The sequence below is a fragment of the Pedobacter caeni genome, assembly GCF_900129215.1.
Taxonomy (GTDB): Bacteria; Bacteroidota; Bacteroidia; order Sphingobacteriales; family Sphingobacteriaceae; genus Pedobacter; species Pedobacter caeni.
On sequence record NZ_FQUQ01000001.1, the window covers coordinates 407,970 to 424,512 of the forward strand.

Below are 16,543 nucleotides of genomic sequence, written 5' to 3' on the forward strand. Positions count from 1 at the left end.
TAAATCTTATTCTTTATGAGAACTTATTTTCCTGAAAAAGGATTACATAAGCTAATTGCGGTATGTGCAATCCTCTTTTGCTCCTGTTTTTGCAAAGCGGCGGATATTCATCAAAAGCTTGGCATCAAATGGCAACTGATTAAAACAGACAAGGATAGCCCGGGACAAGTTTCCCGGCTAACCTTGTACAACCTTTCTGATGAGGCGATACCCTGTAACAAATGGAGCTTGTGGTTCAATTTTATCCGGCAGATTAACCCGGAAAACGCGGATAAGCGCTTTAAAATTGAACATAAAAACGGGGATTTGTACAGGCTTGGTTTTGTAGATCAGAGCCTGTCCATTGCTGTCAGGGATTCGCTGGTGCTGGATTTTATGACCAACGACCGTCTGCCTAATTTTTCAGACGGACCATCGGGGATGTATTTGACTTATCTGGAGGAAAAAGAGGTTAAAGGTTATACCATCGCTGATTTTTCCATCATCAGGCCGGTTTATGCAAATGATGAATTGCTGAAAAAACTGGCCAAACAATATCAGCTGAATCTTTTAGCGGAAAATAGCAAGCCACAGACGAGCATTCCCTCTGTGCTGTCCCGGAAAGCGGGTAGAGGATCGTATCAGCTGAGCAGTCAAACGCTGCTGTATACCGATAAAGCTTTTGAGCAGGAAGGTCGGTATTTCCGGGATTTCATTCAGCAAATTTCGGGTATGGTGCTACCTGCAGCTCAGCAGCGCAAGCCTGCCAGGGGGATCAGCATCATTAAAGATGCGTCACTGGCGGAAGAGGAGTACCGGATTTTGGTGGATGCAAACGGAATTGTACTCAGTGCGTCGGGCAATAAGGGGGTGTTTTATGCCATTCAAACGATTAAATCACTCTTGTCGGGGGAAAACCGGACTGTAAAACGTCAAGCCCTTAAAATCCCTTTTCTGCGGATATTGGACAAGCCAAGATTCGCTTACAGAGGGCTGATGTTGGATGTGGCGAGGAATTTTCAAACCAAAGCCTCAGTGATGAAGGTGATTGATGTGATGTCGAGGTACAAATTAAATACCCTTCACCTGCACCTGAATGACGATGAAGGCTGGCGTTTGGAAATACCGGCTTTACCGGAACTGACACAGGTTGGCGGAATTAGAAACGCCGGCTTTGCAACTGGAAATTCCCTGCAGCCTGCTTATGGCTCAGGAGCAGAAGGAAAGCAGTCTTTTTATTCGGTAGCTGATTATATTGAAATACTGAAATACGCTGCGGCACGGCATATTGAGGTGATTCCTGAACTGGAAACACCGGGGCATGCCAGAGCTGCAGTCAAATCTATGGAAGCCCGTTATCGGAAATATATGGCCCTGGGTAAACGTATAGAAGCCAATGAGTATCTGTTAAATGATCTGGAGGACCGCTCGGTGTACAACTCTGCTCAGAATTGGAATGACAATGTGATGAACGTGGCAAAGCCTTCTACTTACCGTTTCATTAGCACAGTGTTAGAAGCCATGAAAAACATATACGCTGCCGCAGGAAAGCCATTAAAGAGGGTGCATCTGGGTGGAGATGAAGTGCCTAAAGGGGTATGGGAAAAATCACCGGAGATCAGACGCTTGTCTGACAGCCTTGGAATGACTTCAGTAAATGAGATTTGGCCGTATTACATCCGGAAAATCGCGCATTTATGTAAGGAAAAGGATTTGGAATTACTGGGCTGGGAGGAAATGGGAATGCTGAACAAAGGCAATGGAATGGAGGTCAATCCGGCTTTGGCTGATCAGGGAATCCAGCTGGATGTATGGAATAACCTGGTTGGAGATGGACAGGAAGATCTGGCTTATAAGTTGGCGAATGCAGGCTATAAGGTTGTTTTTACCAGTGCGAACAACTTCTATTTTGACCTGGCATGGGCAGATGTTTATGAAGAACCCGGACATAGCTGGGCTGGATTTACAGACATCAGGAAAGCTTATTCTTTTTTGCCGGCCAATTATTTCCTGAATATTTCTAAAAACAATAGTGGTACAGATCTGGCACCCGGCTATTTTGATCAGAAAGTAAGGCTAACGGAACTTGGTAAGGCTAACCTTATTGGCATAAAAGGAGCATTGTGGACGGAGAAGGTCCCGGATCAGGAAAGAATGGAATATATGCTGTTTCCTCGTGTCATCGCACTGGCAGAAAGGGCCTGGGGAGCGGAACATTCCTGGGAAAAAGGGGAAGATTTTAACCGGGAAGACTTTTCGAAAGATTATGCAGCCTTTATGAAGAAACTTGGAACGGATGAGCTGCCGAAATTAGAGCTGCTGAATGGCGGCTACGGGTACCGACTTCCTGCACTGGGAATAAAGCTGGAGGGAGCATCATTATTCTGTAATGCAGAATACCCCGGAGCTGATATTTTTTACACGACTGATGGTAAAGCACCAACAGCAGCCTCGGCAAAATACAAGGGGGCGATAATTCTGGACAAAGAGAAAACCTATCAATTCAAAGTAATGACCAGTCGGGGGAGAGCTGGAGACATCATTACCCTAAAATTCAACTAAAAAACGCGATTATGATCGAGAGAATTTTAAAAACGACACTGACCTTACTATTGATGTTGGCGGTGATCCAGACTTACTCCTGCAAAAAAGCTGCTGCAACAGCAGCCGAAGAGCCGAAGCCTGCTTTAGCAGGTAGCCACGCCATTATTCCCTTACCTCAATCGGTAGCCTATGCAGAAGAAGTGTTTGTGCTGGACAACGAGGTGAAGATCGTTGCGGATGGCCAGTATGCTACTGCAGTAAACCTGTTAAATAAAGACTTGAGTCAATTGGCAGGAATTAGTCTGATTGTCAGTGCTTCTGCTTCAGGAAAGGCGATTGTGTTGAAAGAGGATCCGGGCTTAAGTCCGGCGTCTTATGAGATTGCCATTAACAAGGATAAGATAAGTATTACAGGTCGGAATAAGGAGTCTGTTTTTCATGGCATTCAGACTTTGAGGCAATACCTGTGGACGGCCAGTCAGGATAAGGCAGGCCGGAAAATCACGCTGAAAGCTGTGGTCATAAAAGATAAGCCTTCCTACGAATGGCGTGTTTTTAATCTGGATGTGGCGAGGAATTTTTATACGAAAGACTATGTAAAGAAGCTGATAGACTGGATGGCTTTATATAAGTTAAATCGTTTGCACCTGCATCTGACCGATGATCAGGGCTGGAGAATACCGATCCCGAAATACCCTGGTTTAATTACAGAAGGGAGCAGCAGACCATTTAATGAATACGATCTGGAGAACATCGAAAGGGCTAAATCCAATCCCATTTACACAATAGACAACAGGTTTGTCAGCACCAGCAACGGGCAGAAAGTTTACAAGGCTGCTTATACGAGGGCGGATTTAGAAGAGATCGTTGCCTATGCGGCCTCAAATTATGTGGAGGTGATTCCGGAAGTAGATATGCCAGGACATATGTACGCAGCAATTAAGGCCTATCCATGGTTGTCTTCGGTTAATGCTGCGGGTTGGGGAAAAGAATTTTCATGGCCCATTTGTCCATGTAAACCTGATGTGATGCAGTTTGCCTATGATGTGCTGGATGAACTAATGGCTATTTTTCCTTCTAAATACATCCACATCGGAAATGATGAGGTAGATAAGACCACCTGGGAATCGAGTCCGGAATGCGCGCAATACATGCGTAGTAATAACCTCAGTAATGTTGGTCAGATCCAGAAACTTTTGATCACAAACCTGCAGAATTACCTGCAAAGTAAAGGACGGAAAGCGATGGTCTGGGATGATGCCACTGAGGTTGGGGTAAATCCGGATGTGCCAGTTACTTATTGGAGGGACTGGATTACACCGAATAGGGCACTGGCCAATGGCAATAGATTTATCATGACCCCATGGACCTGGTTCTATCTAAGCAGCACGCCTTCTGATGAGGCAATCAGTACTTTATATAATTTTTCGCCTGCGCAGAGATTCGGGAATCTGTTTGATGACAGGATTGATGGGTATCAGGCTTGTGTGTTTACGGAAAACATCCCTTCTGAAGCTGCATTTGAATATTATGTTTACCCCAGGTTACAGGCTTTCGCAGAGCTGGTATGGGCTAACAACAGGAGGGAGATGAATTCCTTTGTCCAGCGATTGAAAACGCATTTGAAAACCATGGACAAGGAGGGAGTTCGATACAAAGTACCCGGATTTACAAAATAGATTAAGAAGATTTTATCAACCTAACCAAATTAAGTATGAAAAATTCAAGTAAACTTTTATCGATGCTGTTGCTGGCATCTGTTGTTCTTTTATTTTCCTGTAAAAAGGAAGGAGATTCAAGTGCGGTCAAAGCAGAGCGCAAAACAAGTGCAGAGAAGGTCTCTGCTGCTGCTCTGCCTGCGGTAACCGGTAAACTGGTTTTCCATAGGTATGAATGTTATGGATGCGCAGATACCCGTCTGTATATCTATAATTTTACGACAAACAGCCTGACCTGGGTGAGCCAGAACTGGAATCTGGATTATGCAATGAATGGACATTTTAATGAAGATGCCAGTAAAATGGTCTTTATGGCACAACCGGCAGGCTCTGGCGATTGGGACATCTTTATCTGGGATGTAGGTTCATCAAGTGCTCCGGTAAACCTGACTGCAGGAAACGGTAAAAGAGATGAAGACCCTAAATTCTCGCCCAACGGTTATCGGATTGCCTTTAAACAGGATAACGATTTGCGCATCATGGAATTGAACGGTACGATAACCAATATGGTTACTTCTACTGCTTCAATTGAAGAAGGAATGCCTTATTATTCGGACGATGCGACCGCTTTGATCTTTGCTCAGGGGGCAGGTAGTGGCTCTGATATTTACAAAATTAACATCAATGGAACGGGTAAGGTGGCATTGGCCAATGCTGCAAATATTCAGGAGTATTATCCCATTGTCTGGGGGGCGAATAAATATCTGTATTCCAGGTGGTTTAGCGCAGGGAATGGTCATGATCAGGTGTATTTAGGAAACTTCAATGGGACAGCACCTGTTCGTTTGCCATTCAATACTTCGACCGCAGATTATTCAGATGCCTTTCCATGTGGTCCAAACCATGTGATCCTGTCGAGTACAAAGACCGGGGGATCTGGTCTTTACGACTTGTATATTGCCAACATTACCACAGGAGAGATCCATTCTCTAAGCGATTATCATACGGGCATTAACAGCTCAGTTAATGAGCTGGGCGCTTGTTATAACAGTCATTAACCCTGGTACAATGCCAATCCCGATTTTGGATTGGCATTGTTAAATGGTCTTTTGTTTTTATTAAGCTATTTTTGTGGTAAAAGAAGTTCGGATCAATTGATATGAGGAAAGAGAAACCATTTTATCGTAGTGCTTCAGGGATAGTCATCATTCTGCTGGCGGTTTTGGGGACGATTTTTCTAAGATATCAGTTTGGGCTGCTCAGAGCTGAACCTGCAAAACAGATCAGCCAAATGGTAGGGGCTATTCAAAAGAAAAAAGATCAGGCCAGAATGGTGATCGATAGCTTGCTCAAAGAGCAGGGGACAATTTACCTGTATACAAATGATCCCGATGCTCAGGCGATTTGGATACCAGAATATGACCGTGTTGGGGTTGAGTACGGGATTTCCGGTACGGTACTGGACCTTGTAGATTTTGAGAACTTCATTAAAAAAAGAGATTCTTTGGGCTTTCAGATACTTTTAAAGACGGGTAACCGGGAAGTATACCGCGTAAAACAAAGCCTGGTTTACAATCAGCTTCAAACAGAAAAACGTCTCTGGTTTTTCTGCCGGGATACGGAAAATGGCATTTCAAATGATACATCAGGTGGTGGTTCTAAAAGTCCTGTAAAAGAGCAGTTTGTTTCTTCATGGGGGCTTGGTCTGGGCAAGATGAATAATTTGAAAAATGAGTTGTCAAATAACGCTAATTTAATAGGTACAATTCCCTTTTTAAGGGAGGTTAAAGGATTTCATTTTTATATGATCAGCTATGACCTGGACAATCAGAAGCAGAATTTAAGTCTGTCGGAATTTAATCAGTCTGTACGTGGTTTAAATGCGTTATTCAAATCAGAAAGGATAGATACTACTTTATTCCAGGTTAAAGAAATCAATCAGTTTTCAGTAGCGGATCATCCTATCGTTACTAAATAGCAATTGTTTGCTGATCTAATCGATAGTTAAACCGATTCGTTCCAGCATGAATGAAGCATTGTAGTTGCGACATTCGCCAGGTTTTAAGGTATAGTCAAACATCGCTTCTCCCTGATCGATCATCACATCAAAATAATGGGTTCTTAAATAGTTGGGATATTCATTAACCAGCGTGGTGAGCTGATGATCATGTGTAGCGATAATGCCTGAACTGTTATCTCTGATCAGTCTGTTGATCAATGCCTTTGATCCTCTGAATTTATCCAGTGAATTTGTTCCCCGTAGCATTTCATCAATTAGAAAATAGACTTTTGTATGCTGAATTAATTTCAGAAGCTCTTCTATACGGTCTATTTCCATTTTAAAAGTAGAGGTGTTTTTATGAAGCGAATCTTTAATTCTCATGTAGGTGAAGATTCTGAAATTTGAAATTTTCATCTGCGCTGCACATACAGGTGCCCCACAAAATGCCAGGACGGCATTGATTCCAAGGGTACGTAAGAACGTACTTTTTCCAGCCATATTAGAACCCGTGATGATGTCTATTTTTCTTTCATTTGTGATTGAAAATGAGTTTGTTACTCTGTTCTTCTCTTCTATTAGTGGATGTGCTATACTGACCACATCATAGGTGTAAGCTTCTTCTTCTGTTACCTCCGGAATGGCCCAGTCAGGATTATTGAAATACAGTATGGAAAGGCTCAGATGCGCTTCCAGTTGAGCCAGGGTAGCTAAAGCCTGATCAACCTGTCCAAGGTGTTTTCTTTTAATCTCGTCGGCCATATAGGTACTTTTAACATTCCAAAGAAAGAGTCCGTTTAAAATGATCGTTCCGAAAGGGTTGTCTGATTTTAAAAACCTGCTAACCAAATGTGATAATTGCGCAAAGGTGGAAGAAAAAGAACCTGAGGTTTTATCGGTAATGTTTTTTACCAGATGAACACAATAGCTGGTTTTGAAATTTTGAGTTTCAATACTTTCAAATATTTTTTTGAATTGCATCAACGCCTGTTCCATGCCAAGGATTTGCTGCGCAGTTTTCCTGATTACTTTAGACTTTAGCATGCAAATGATGGTGTTTGCAATTAGGGTGATCAGCAGTAAGATTCTAAGCTCAGGAACAAATATGGCACCTGCCAGGAGAGGACCAATGAGAAGGGTAAGCACTTTGATATAGATGATATAGTTTCTGCTGATGAGAACAGGTGCCGCCTTTGAGTAAGTCACCAATTTCGAGATATAGTCTTCGCCTGAGTCTTTTGTGAAAAGCAAAAAACTTTGAAAGTTCTGTCTGAATTCGACAAGATCTGACAATTCTTTCAGCCCCTTTTGCTTTTCCCTGATCTCATTTGCAGCGATAGGTTCATTGTTTTTCATCATGTTGACTAATACAGCGTTTCCCTGCAATGTAGAACACCTGTTTACCAGGTTAAATAACGATTGCTCTCCAAATAGATCCAGGTCTGAAGAATAATGATGGCTGTCATCAATCCATTTACTCCCGTTATCATAGAAGTTTTGATTGTTCAGGATCATGTTCAGCTCATTTTCGTTAATGCGCTTAAAGTCAAGGAAATGATTCTTCTTGTTGATGCGCGTTGATTGGAGCTTTATTAAAAATGCAAACAGAATTATCGCTGCGAAAATGGAAAAAAGTGACAAAAACACATCTTTGTAACCAAGGGTTTGATAGAATGCGAATCCCGCAATTAAAACAAATATTAAACGAAGTGTGGATAGCCTGTTGATGCTGATTTCCAGTAGTTTTATTTTTGTGTTGTAGTCATTGATGTTGCTTTCGTATAGGCCGATTCGTTCCTGTTTCGTTTGATTCATTTTGGTCTCATTAGCTAATTCCCTGGCCGCATTCGGTTGCGGGGATGTTTTGATCAGATGGAAGAGGTTTTGTTTCAATATAAGTAAAAAAAAATCGGTAGAAGCTATGCTACTACCGATTCGAAACGAAATACGCCCATAAGGACTTATTTGCACTCAAATGTAACATGGAATTTCCCGTATGCAGTGTTAATGAATGTTAATTAGTGTTATAGTTTAGTTAATATTGAGTTTAAGGATGATTCTTCCGGTATAATCTGACTGCTTGTTGCTTCTTTTAACAAAGCCTGATTATGCACTTCTAAAAAAAATGTATAGCTTTCGGGACCTTTACCCAACAAACCCTTGAAGAATAACGGTCAGTACAGCGCCTTAAACGACAGTAATTTAGTAGCGTGTCTTTTAACAGGGGATGAACTGGCCTTTGCTGAAATCTACTCACGGTACAAGACAGTCCTTTTTTTACATGCACGTCGTATGCTGCAGGATGATGAGCAGGCGAGGGACATCGTGCAGGAAATATTTACCACGATCTGGATTAAAAAAGAAGAACTTCGGGTGAGTACTTCTTTAAAATCTTACCTCTTCAGTTCCGTTAAACATAAAATTCTCAATTTACTGCTGCACCAGAAGCATGTAGAAAAACACATGCAGTCGATGCTGCGCATTTACAATGTGGGGAGTTTCAGTACTGACCTTGCACTTCAGGAAAAGGAACTGGCTCAGCTGATCGAAGCAGAGATACAGAATCTGCCGGCGCGTATGCGGGAGGTTTTTGTGCTGAGCAGAAGGGAAGAGCTCTCCAATAAGGAAATCGCGGAAAGAATGGGCATTGCGGAAGAAACGGTTAAAAAACAAATTGTGTATGCGCTAAAGATCCTGAGGTTAAAACTTAAGGTCATTTCCTTTATGCTGGTCCTCTGGAATCAGTACTAAAAATAAATTTCAATTCCATCTACCTCTTTCTTCCTGATCAGCTGTCTTAGCAGTATATAAGCATTCCTATATGTCAGAAAAAGAGATATCCATATTGATTGAAAAATATAAAAACGGAACACTTACAGCAGAAGAAAGTGCTTTTCTGAATGCCTGGTACCTCAACTATGCCAATGAACAACAATCTTCATTTGATCCGGCAGACTTAGACCCTAATCTGGACCTGATGTGGAATGCTATTGAAGGCAGCCTGTCTGAGCATGGTTTCAGGCATGAACGCTTAAAACCAGTTGCTAAAACATCACTTTGGCCACGCATCGCTGCTGCTGCCAGCGTGATACTGGTGATGGGGGTTGCTTTATATTTCTTTAATACAGAGCATACTAAAGTACCGGTAACTACGGATATGGCGCAAACGGAGATTAAACCGGGTGGTAACAGGGCTTTCCTGACACTTGCCGATGGTTCCAGAATTTCGCTGAATGATGCGGCGAATGGTGAGCTGGCGAGTCAGGCTGGGATCACTATTACCAAAACGAAAAACGGACAACTCATTTATACGATTGCAGAGCAGCAATCTGTTAAACCAGGAAATCTATACAATACCATTGAAACACCCAGAGGCGGACAATACCAGATCAACCTTCCTGATGGTTCAAAGGTTTGGCTCAATGCCGAAACAAAGCTGAAATTTCCGGTAACCTTTGCGGATAAAAAAGAAAGAAAAGTGGAGTTGAGCGGAGAAGCATATTTTGAAGTGGCCAAATTGAAAACTCAAGGCATAAAAATGCCTTTTATCGTATCCAGTAGCGGGCAGAAAGTAGAAGTATTGGGTACACATTTTAATGTGAATGCTTATCGCGATGAGAATAATACGAAAACGACTTTGCTGGAAGGGCTGGTCCGTGTTTCGGGATTGCTGACCCCCCATGGTGCGATTCTTAAACCGGGCCAGCAGGCCAGCTTATCTGCAACAGCACTTACCCTCAAAAATGTGGACACTGAACAGGCAATAGCTTGGAAAAACGGATTATTTATGTTTAACAATGAACCACTTAGCCATGTGATGAAAGAAGTGTCCAGATGGTACAATGTAGAAGTGGAATACAAAGGCGATTTTTCTGCGGTAGTGATCGGAGGAAGTGTATCTAAATTCACCAACATTAAAGAAGTACTGGATGTGCTGGCACTCGCCGGAAAAATCAGCTTTAAGACAGCAGGAAATAAGGTAATTGTAAGCCCTTTGACAGACTAACTCCTGATCAGACTTTGAATTAACAAAAACCAATATAAACCAAACCTAACCAAATGAACGAACCACATCCACAAAGAAAAAGAAACTAAGTATCTGGAAAACCGGAACCAGGTGTTGCGCAACTGATCCCGGTTAAACAGAGCATTGTCTATTAAACAATTAACGAATTGTCCTGCAATCCTTGAAAATTCAGGGACAACCGTTTTAACCCTAACCAAATGTATGAACTTTTACCATCACTTAGTGCATGGGCTGAAAAGCCATGTACCCAAATTATTGCTGATTATGAAACTAGCCTTTGTTTTAATGATCACCGTCTTTTTGCAACTGTCGCTTGCAGCAAGGGCCCAGAAAGTTACCCTTCAGGAAAAAAAAGCCTCACTGGAACAGGTATTTAAAAAGATCCGCCTGCAGACAGGCTACAATGTCATCTGGAACCAAACCTTGTTAAAAAGAGCTCAGCCGGTAAGTCTGAATATTAAAGATGCAGACTTAACACAGGCTTTGGATAAAGTTCTGGAAGGACAGGGATTAAGTTTTGTGATTAAAAACAAAACCATTATCGTCCAGGAAAAGACGGAAACCGAATTGAACCTTGCGGTTAAAGAACAAATCGAGATTAAAGGAAAGGTAACCGATGATAAAGGAATGCCCATTCCTGGTGCAACCGTTAAGGTGAAGTCAACAGGGAAAGTGGCCATTACCGATGGAAATGGTAATTATCAGATCCTGGCAGAAGGAGAGAGCGTTCTGATGTTTTCTTATATCGGCTTTAAGCCCATTGAAGAGCAGGTGAACAACCGTAAACTCATTAACATTGTATTACTCGAAGACCTCGGGCAACTGAAAGAAGTGGTGGTGACAGCCCTTGGGATCAGTAAAGACAATAAAAAACTGGGATATGCCGTAACCAATGTAAACGGAAACCTGCTGAACCAGGCTAAAGAACCCAATGTAGCGAACAGCTTAACCGGCCGGGTGGCTGGCTTAAATGTAAGCGGGGTAAATAGCGGACCCGGTTCATCAGCCAGGATTCTGATCAGAGGGGTTTCTAATTTTTCCTCTTCCTCAAGTCCTTTATTTGTGATTGATGGCGTACCGATGGACAATACCCAAAAGGGTTCTCCAGGGGTATACGGTGGTCAGGATATGGGAGATGGAATATCAAGCATCAATCCCGATGACATTGAAACCGTAACGGTGCTGAACGGATCTGCAGCCTCTGCCTTGTACGGAACAAGAGCGGCAAATGGTGTGGTGCAGATTACCACTAAAAACGGAAAGGGACAAAAGGGAATCGGTGTAGAATATAGCGGGAACTTTAGCTTGAACAGCATTGTCGACAATACCGATTATCAAAAAGCATATGGGCAGGGCCTGAACGGAAAAATCCCTTTAACAGGTGCTGATCTTGTAGCTGCCAGTTTAAACAGCTGGGGAGCAAAACTGACCGGAGAGCCGGCAATCGGACAGGATGGACAGATGCACCCTTACTCGGCAGTGGAAAATCAACTGGATAAATTTTACAGGAATGGAGCCGTATTTTCAAATACCCTGGCCTTTTTAGGTGGCTGGGAAAAAGGAAATATGCGCATGTCCCTTTCACAATCCGATAACCAGTCGGTGATTCCGAATAGCGGTCTGAAACGTTATTCAGGTAATTTAAACATCAACCAGGAGCTCATCAGCAAGTTAAAACTTACAGCGATGCTGAACTTCTTAAATGAAGATGTAAAGCTCAGGTCTAACCTGGGCGACATGAGCCGGAACCCCAATTTTACCATGGGACTTTTGCCGGCAAATGTTAACCCTGACTATTTAAAACTCATTTACGACCCTGCTACAGGCAATGAAAATCACCTTGGAAATGGTGGCTACATCCCCAATCCATGGTTTGTGGTGGATAAAGTAATTGCAAATACACGGAGAAAACGTTTGATCTCCTCAACCGCATTGAGGTATGATTTTACACCTGAACTGTATGTGCAGACTCGTCTGGGCTACGATTATACTGCCGATCATACACAAAAGATCGAACCTACAGGAATCGGCTATAATCCAAACGGGCAACTGGAAGAACTGTCTGATGCAACAACGACCGAACTGAACGTGGATGTATTGGCAGGATATACTAAAAAGCTATTCCCGGACCTGAGCATGGATGCAGCGGTGGGTGGAAATATCCGTAAGTTTAATTTTGAAAAAGTAGGCGTATCGGGCTCACAATGGAAAATCCCTTATTTTTATGATCCTTCCAACCTGACGATTGTAAACCCTTTATATCCCTCGCCAAACAGGTTACAAACCAATTCGGCTTATTATACCCTGGATTTTACCTATAAAAACTACCTGACCATCAGCAATACAGGAAGGTATGACCGGTTTAGTACCACCACCAAAGGGATATTCACCCCTTCAGTTAGTGCAAGTTTTATCTTTAGCAATCTGGTGGAAATTCCGGAGCTGACTTTAGGAAAACTAAGACTGGCTTATGCGAAAACAAGTGGGGAGGCCTTGCCTTTTAAAAATTCAAAATATTATACCATCGCCACCGGAACTACGGAGGGGAAACCTTATGTAAATCTGGCCACCGAAATATTGCCGGAGAACCTGAATCCGTATACGATGCAGGAACTGGAAGCAGGTTTGGAACTAAAAGCATTCAATGGCAGACTTGGTTTGGTGGCCTCTTATTTCTCACGTAAAACGAAAGATGAGCTGGTTTCGCAACAGATTAGTCAGGCTTCAGGTGGGTATTTATCTACCTATATTCCCCTGGGATCTACTCAAAACAGAGGACTGGAACTCACCCTTAATGGTACCCCATTTCAACGCAGCGACTTTAGTTGGGACGTTTCCTTTAATTTCTCACTGGTAAAGAATAAACTGCTGAACATTGATGGAGTAGCAACGAGAATCCAGAACGCAAACGAAGGGCAGTACAGGCCTACAGTGGGACCTTACTCTAATGGTTCAGGCGTGTATGGGGTAGTAGGTTTACCGCTTGCCCAGATCATGTCTTACGATTATAAATATGATGCCAATGGTAATATCGTAGTGGGAATTGATGGCATTCCGGTAAGAGGGGGTTTTAAGCCAATGGGTTCAGGATTACCTAAATACTATGGTGGTCTAAATAATAACTTTACCTATAAAGCCTTTAACTTTTCCTTCCTGGTTGATTACCGTTTTGGCAGTAAAGTGCTTTCGGCAACAGATTTCCTGAGTACTTATTATGGTTTGAACAAAAACACATTGGAAGGCCGGGAAACGGGAATTGTAGTGAAAGGAGTAACCGAAGAGGGAAAAGAAAATTCCAAAGTGGTATCTGCACAGGATTATTACCCTGGACTGGTGAAAAATGTTTCTTCAGTTACGGTATATGATGGCAGCTTTATCAAATTACGTCAGGTGGTATTCGGTTATACATTGCCAGCCAATGTGTTAAAGAACAGTCCTCTGGCTTCGGTAAACATCAGCTTTGCTGCACGCAACCTGTTTACGTTAATGAAGCACACCAAAAACTTTGATCCTGAAGATACTTTCTCCTCACTTACGGGAAATGCAGGATTGGAAGGTGCCGGATTGCCGCAGACACGTAATTACGGACTGAGTCTGAACATTAAACTTAAATAGTATAACTGCGAAAAAGTTAAAAAATATAAAGATGAAGAAGATAGCTTTTTATTTATGCCTGATGGCAATCCTGACCATTGGTTGTACTAAAGGTTTTGAGGAATTGAACCGGGATCCTACAAAAGCCAATGAGGGAAATATGGATCCGAATTACCTGCTCACTTCAGGGCAGCTGAATTATGGAAACATTACAGAATTTCAATTATACGAACTGGCACCAATGATGCAGGTGCTGGCTTCGACGGCCACACAGACTTCCTACAGTGCAGGGGATAAGTACAGCTCACAGCTGTTCTCGTATAACGACCGCTTTTTTGCAGATGGACAAACTGCAGCTGGTTTATTTGCCGAAGCACAGGAGCTTGCAGAAAAGAAAGATCCTTTGAAATATGCGAACCTGATCCAGCTGAGCCGTATTATGCGGGTGATGGCCATGCAGCGCATTACTGATACTTACGGTGATATCCCTTATTCACAAAAGAACGGGACGCTTTATCCGAAGTATGACTTGCAGGCCGACATTTATAAAGACATGCTGGCTACGCTGGAAGACGCGGCAGGAAAACTGGATAAAACTAAAGGAAAGGTAGCCGGGGATTTGTTTTATGATGGTGACATCGATAAATGGAGCCGCTTTACTTATTCTTTAATGCTGAGAGTAGCGATGCGCCTGACCAAAGCAGATCCTGATATGGCACGCAGTTATGCGGAGAAAACCAGGGATAAGACTTTTAAGGATTTTACAGACAATGCCATATTGAAGTTTAACGGTACTGCTGAAGAACGTAAAAACAAATCAGCAAACTCCTGGTTTGGCGATGCCGTTACTTTCGGACAGGTGAGGTGGTCTAAAACATTTATCGATTTTCTGAAAAACAACAATGATCCAAGACTATATGTGATTACAGAAAAAGCGGATACAGGAATGGTGTTTAACAACGATTTGACCAGACCTGCCTTTGGATATACTCAAACCAAACCTGCTCCTGCAGGAAAAATAAACGAAGTACCGGTAGGGATGCCTAATGGTTATGACATCAATGGGGTGAGAAGCATAGAGACTGCTCCGGGTTATCCGGGCGCAACGGGTAAAGGCAACAATGCTTCGCCCTTAGGGAATTACGCCAGACCTTTAACGAAGGTGTTTGCACAACCGACTTTCCCTGCATTTGTGATCACTTATGCGGAAACTGAATTGCTGCTGGCCGAAGCAAAGGCAAGAGGCTGGAATGTGGGTGCAACTTCAGCAAAAGAACATTACAAAAATGGGCTTACCGCTGCGATGAAATCCCTGGAACAGCTCAATGGAATGTTAACGATGGGGACAGAAGTGGAAACCTTTGCCGGTACACATCCTTTGGACGAAAGCAGTCTGGAGAAATCGCTGGAGATGATCAACACCCAGTATTGGGTAGCCACATTATTCAATTTTCCGGAGACATGGGCCAATTACCGTCGCAGTGGTTATCCGGTACTGACACCGGTCAATTACCCGGGCAATCGTACCAATGGAATCATTCCCAGGCGACTGAATTATCCGAACAGGGAGGCTTCATACAATGCAGCCAATTACAATGAAGCCGTGTCACGTTTGGGTGGAAACGACCTGGATCTGGGCAAAAGGGTGTGGTGGGATAAATAACAGGATTTGAATCATTAAATGAGTGCATCATGAAATACATATATATTGTTGCCTGTGCATTGTTGATCACCGTATCAGCATGTCGCAAAGTTAAAACAGAGCAGGACTTTCCGGAAATTAAGAATAAACCGGAAACTCAGCAGGATGGCTGGACGGCCGAGAAAATTGAACAGATTGCGAAACAAAAAAGGGATTCCATCAGGATTGCCGATTCGCTTGCCGGCACTACAGGCGGGGGAGGGAATGTCCTGGCCAACAAAAAGAACCTCCTGATTGCTTATGTAGAGGTGAACAACAGGGCCTTTAAAAATGTGACCTGCTTTTTAAATGACGAAGGAAAGCCAGTAATAGACCTGGCCTGGGTATTTGCACCAAACATCAATATAGATCCTTCTACAAAAAAGGTAAAGGTAACCTATAACCGGCAGGTGCAGGGATTGATCAACAAGGGCTACATCAGGTACGTGCAAAGTAAGGGGATTAAAGTGGGGATGACCTTGCTTGGTAACCACGATGCTGCAGGTTTCAGAAATTTCAGAAATATAGAGGAAGCTACTGAATTTGCGCAGCATGTGGCCATAGAGGTACGCCGGCTGGGGCTGGATGCCATAGACTTTGATGATGAATATTCTGAAAGTCCTGCCTATGCCAATAACGAGTCTTTTGTGATGGTCGTGTCGGAAGTGAAGCGCTTGTTGCCGGATAAGTTTGTGCACTGTTACATCTACGGCGGAGCATCTTCTTCTTCCTATCTGGGTAAACGCATGGGCGATGTTGCCGATGCAGGTTCTTCGGCCTATTATCCAGAAACTCCCTCTCCGGGCTCAGCAGGGTTTCCTATAGAAAAACTCATCCCCAGTACCAAACCTTTTTCGGGAGGTGGCTATGATGAGGCAACACTCAGGTCACGGATGCAGCAAGGTTATAAGGGGATCATGATGTTCGACTTCAATATGTTTCCAAATGATTACCTGAACCGGCTTAAAAGCTATGTAAAAGGAGTGAAGGAACAGAACGTCGTAGAAATACCAGGTTGTGTGGACCGCAGGGAAAATGACGATGTAAACATGTAATATCTT

The 16,543-nt window shown here is 43.0% G+C and carries 10 protein-coding genes; 9 read left to right on the forward strand and 1 reads right to left on the reverse strand.

Features of this window, described 5'->3' with window-relative positions:
* Positions 1 to 15 precede the first annotated feature (15 nt).
* From BUC20_RS01660 to BUC20_RS01675, 4 genes are all read left to right on the forward strand, one after another.
* Positions 16 to 2,541 carry a family 20 glycosylhydrolase gene (locus tag BUC20_RS01660; protein WP_073226575.1) on the forward strand — a complete coding sequence of 842 codons (2,526 nt, stop codon included), beginning with the start codon at positions 16 to 18 and terminating at the stop codon, positions 2,539 to 2,541.
* An 11-nt stretch (positions 2,542 to 2,552) separates the two neighbouring features.
* The gene (locus BUC20_RS01665; protein ID WP_073226577.1) at positions 2,553 to 4,202 is read left to right on the forward strand and encodes a beta-N-acetylhexosaminidase; all 1,650 of its coding nucleotides are present in this window, start codon (positions 2,553 to 2,555) and stop codon (positions 4,200 to 4,202) included.
* Between the two features lie 35 nt (positions 4,203 to 4,237).
* On the forward strand, positions 4,238 to 5,239 hold the full coding sequence (locus tag BUC20_RS01670; protein ID WP_084528448.1) for a TolB family protein: 1,002 nt from the start codon (positions 4,238 to 4,240) through the stop codon (positions 5,237 to 5,239).
* Positions 5,240 to 5,340: 101 nt separating this feature from the next.
* Complete coding sequence (locus BUC20_RS01675; protein WP_073226579.1) at positions 5,341 to 6,159, forward strand: hypothetical protein; 819 nt, start codon at positions 5,341 to 5,343, stop codon at positions 6,157 to 6,159.
* A gap of 15 nt (positions 6,160 to 6,174) precedes the next feature.
* Here the strand turns inward: BUC20_RS01675 and BUC20_RS01680 are convergent, their stop codons facing one another.
* Positions 6,175 to 7,995 carry a MutS-related protein gene (locus BUC20_RS01680; protein WP_143166669.1) on the reverse strand — a complete coding sequence of 607 codons (1,821 nt, stop codon included), beginning with the start codon at positions 7,993 to 7,995 and terminating at the stop codon, positions 6,175 to 6,177.
* 345 nt (positions 7,996 to 8,340) lie between these two features.
* Here BUC20_RS01680 and BUC20_RS01685 point away from each other — a divergent pair, with 345 nt between their 5' ends.
* From BUC20_RS01685 to BUC20_RS01705, 5 genes are all read left to right on the forward strand, one after another.
* A complete protein-coding gene (locus tag BUC20_RS01685) occupies positions 8,341 to 8,931 on the forward strand; it encodes an RNA polymerase sigma factor (protein WP_073226585.1) in 591 nt (196 codons plus the stop codon).
* Between the two features lie 70 nt (positions 8,932 to 9,001).
* Complete coding sequence (locus BUC20_RS01690; RefSeq protein ID WP_073226588.1) at positions 9,002 to 10,186, forward strand: FecR family protein; 1,185 nt, start codon at positions 9,002 to 9,004, stop codon at positions 10,184 to 10,186.
* A 285-nt stretch (positions 10,187 to 10,471) separates the two neighbouring features.
* Positions 10,472 to 13,822 carry a SusC/RagA family TonB-linked outer membrane protein gene (locus BUC20_RS01695; RefSeq protein ID WP_159441032.1) on the forward strand — a complete coding sequence of 1,117 codons (3,351 nt, stop codon included), beginning with the start codon at positions 10,472 to 10,474 and terminating at the stop codon, positions 13,820 to 13,822.
* Positions 13,823 to 13,853: 31 nt separating this feature from the next.
* The gene (locus tag BUC20_RS01700; RefSeq protein ID WP_084528449.1) at positions 13,854 to 15,464 is read left to right on the forward strand and encodes a SusD/RagB family nutrient-binding outer membrane lipoprotein; all 1,611 of its coding nucleotides are present in this window, start codon (positions 13,854 to 13,856) and stop codon (positions 15,462 to 15,464) included.
* 29 nt (positions 15,465 to 15,493) lie between these two features.
* Positions 15,494 to 16,537, forward strand: a complete 1,044-nt coding sequence (locus BUC20_RS01705) for a glycoside hydrolase family 18 protein (protein ID WP_073226596.1) — start codon at positions 15,494 to 15,496, stop codon at positions 16,535 to 16,537.
* Positions 16,538 to 16,543: the final 6 nt, after the last annotated feature.